This window comes from Corallococcus sp. AB049A (genome assembly GCF_003668885.1).
Classification (GTDB): domain Bacteria; phylum Myxococcota; class Myxococcia; order Myxococcales; family Myxococcaceae; genus Corallococcus; species Corallococcus interemptor.
Genome location: NZ_RAWL01000723.1, coordinates 1 through 2,216 on the forward strand (window position 1 = coordinate 1; position 2,216 = coordinate 2,216).

The 2,216-nt window shown below is 69.6% G+C and carries 2 protein-coding genes; both read left to right on the forward strand.

The features are described from left to right. A partial coding sequence (istA, locus tag D7X55_RS38700; RefSeq protein WP_121725650.1) for an IS21 family transposase occupies positions 1 to 1,330 on the forward strand: 1,330 nt, incomplete at its 5' end. Then, the gene (gene istB, locus D7X55_RS38705; protein WP_121725651.1) at positions 1,317 to 2,084 is read left to right on the forward strand and encodes an IS21-like element helper ATPase IstB; all 768 of its coding nucleotides are present in this window, start codon (positions 1,317 to 1,319) and stop codon (positions 2,082 to 2,084) included. The genes istA and istB, both read left to right, overlap by 14 nt. Positions 2,085 to 2,216 lie beyond the last annotated feature (132 nt).

Here is a 2,216-nt window from a genome sequence, read left to right on the forward strand (position 1 = left end):
GCTCGGACAGGGGGTGGGCGCACGCGCCATCCACGACAGGCTGCGGCTGGAGGTGGAGGGCTTCGCGGCGAGCTACTCGGCCGTGAAGCGCATGGTGCGGCAGTTGCGCAAGGCCCAGGGCGTGCGGGCCGAGGAGGTCGCGATTCCTGTCATCACCGCGCCCGGAGAAGTGGCGCAGGTGGACTTCGGCTACGTCGGCCAGTTGCTGTGCCCACGGCAGAAGGTGCTGCGCAAGGCGTGGGTCTTCGTGCTGGTCCTAGCGCACAGCCGCTACCTGGTGGCCGACGTCGTCTTCGAGCAGTCACTGCCGACGTGGCTGCGGCTGCACGTCGAGGCGTTCGAGCAGCTGGGCGGCGTGGTGGAGACGGTGGTGCCGGACAACCTGAAGGCCGCCGTGCTGAGAGCGGCCTTCACTCCGGACGTGCCGTCCGCCCTCAATCGCAGCTACCGAGAGGTGGCGCGGCACTACGGCTTCAAGGTGGACCCGACGCCGCCGTACGCGCCCCAGAAGAAGGGCAAGGTGGAGGCGGGCGTCAAGTACGTGCAGTCCAACTTCTTCAAGGGCCGCCAGGGGCAGGACGTGGACGTCGTGCGCGCGGACTTGAAGAAGTGGCTGGCCCAGGTGGCCAACGTCCGGCGCCACGGCAAGACGGGCCGGCGCCCGGTGGACGTCTTCGGCGAGGAGGAGCTGCCCGCCCTGCGGCCACTGCCCACCCGGCGCTTCACCCCCGTCGTCTGGAAGCCCGCGAGAGTCCACCAGGACAGCCACGTCCTCTTCGACAGGCGCTTCTACTCGGTGCCCTGGCGCCTGGTGGGCAGCGACGTCTGGCTGCGCGTCACCGAGGCCAGCCTGGAGGTGTACGCGGACGACGTGCGCGTGGCCACGCACGCCCGGCGCGGCACGGGCCTCTACAGCACCTGCGAGGAGCACCTGCCCCAGCACCGCGCCGACCTGCGCCACCGCAGCCGCGGCTACTGGGAGGCACGCGCGGCGCAGCTGGGCGAGGAGGTGCTCACGTACGTGCGCGCCGTCTTCGACTCCGATGAGGTGTTGTCGCAGCTGCGCGCGGTGCAGGCCATCGTCACGCACCTGGAAGGCTTCCCGCCCGAGCGCGCACGCGCGGCCGCCCGGCGCGCCCACTACTACGGCACGTACAGCTACGGAGGCCTCAAGAACCTCCTGCGCCAGGGACTGGACTTGCAGCCGCTCCCCCTGGCCCTCGCCGCCCCCGCGACGTCCTCACTTCCTCAGCCGCGCTTCGCACGCAGCGTGGCCGAGTTGCTGCACCACCCCGCCGTGCCCCAGGAGCCCGAAATTGAGTCCCACTGACGAGCTGATTCCCATGCTCAAGAAGCTGCGCCTGTCCGGCGTCCTCCAGTCGCTGCAACTGCGCACCCAGCAGGCCGTGGACGACAACCTCTCCCACTCCGAATTTCTCTACCGCCTCTTGGGCGACGAGGTGGAGCGTCGCGACTCCAAGCAGCTGTCGCAGCGCGTGCGCCGCGCGTCCTTCGAGCACGCCCGGACGCTCGAGGACTTCGACTTCCACTTCAACCCCAGCGTCCCCAAGGCCAAGGTGCTGGAGTTGGGCACGTGCGGCTTCCTGGAGCGCCACGACAACGTCCTCATCGTCGGCCCCACCGGCGTCGGCAAGTCCCACCTGGCCCAGGCCCTCGGCCACCGTGCCTGCCGTGCTGGCTACAGCGCCCTCTACGTCGGTGCCCACGAGATGCTCATGCAACTGCGAGCCGCCCGGGGCGATGGCAGCTACGAGAAGCGCCTCTTGCGCTTTACCTCGCCCGACCTGCTCCTCATCGATGACCTGGGCCTGCGCGGCCTGACGCAGGATGAACCGGTGGACCTCTACGAGGTGGTCCGCCAGCGGTACGAGCGCAAGAGCACCGTCATCACCTCCAACCGCGCCATCGAGGAGTGGCCGCCGCTCTTTGGCGACCCGCTGATGGCCAGCGCCGCCATGGACCGGCTGCTCCACCATGCCCACGTCCTGGTCATCGAAGGCGACAGTTACCGCAATCCGCCCCCGGCTCGGCGGCGAAAGCCCTCCGCTACCGAGGCCCGTTAGGCACCAGGGCGATCCGCTTGGCCGACCCCAATCTCGTCAGCGCCGCGAACTCGAGCACCGGCTCCCTGACGAACTCACCAGGGCGATCCGCTTGGCCGACCCTCACGCGATCCATGCCCCCGGTCCTTGACA